General features: G+C 47.3%; 1 protein-coding gene. It reads right to left on the bottom strand.

Features of this window, described 5'->3' with window-relative positions:
• Positions 1–619: cellulose biosynthesis cyclic di-GMP-binding regulatory protein BcsB (locus R7R78_RS27530; RefSeq protein ID WP_225474785.1), on the bottom strand; the 619-nt coding region annotated here is incomplete at both ends.

Raw genomic sequence — 619 nt, 5'->3', positions numbered from 1 at the left:
ATCAATAACCGCGTATTGCTTACTTGGCTGCGTTACCTGGCACTGCCCATCGGTCACCGACGCAAAACCAAACTCAAACTCAATTCGGTTTTGACTACCCACCTTAAAAGCCGGAATGCGAACAAACGTATCACCACTTAGAATGCCATCATCTAACAAAGGAACACGTATACGGTTAGATTCTCCACCTTGACCTTTTGTGGTTAGGTTGAACGCCTCAATGAATTGGTCATTAATACTCAAAGTCAGACGAGAGCCGGAATGATCCGCAGCAGGCGGTGAATAACGATAGTTAAGATCCATCGGTATACCACGGCTCTGCCAAGTAAAGAGATCGGGTGGTAAGCGCAAACTCACATTGATTGGAGGAGGCGTTCGGCCTTCCACTTGCAACATGCTTTTTTGTTCGACTAATTCAGATAATGCAACGGGACGAGCCGTACTCACCCAGTTTGGCGCATCGTACGGGACTCGTGGTTTGATTTGTTTGACTTCATTAATCTTCGCGATTGGCCCAGTAAGAAGTTGGTTTCCCAACGCCAAACCTTGCACCGCAACGTTAAGATCCTTACTGTCACGACCTATCACTAGAAGAAGCTTCACGTACGGGTCAGTTGGG

It is taken from the genome of Vibrio sp. 2134-1 (genome assembly GCF_033339495.1).
Note: the sequence above shows the minus strand (reverse complement) of the source record. Positions and strands in the feature narration are given on the sequence as shown.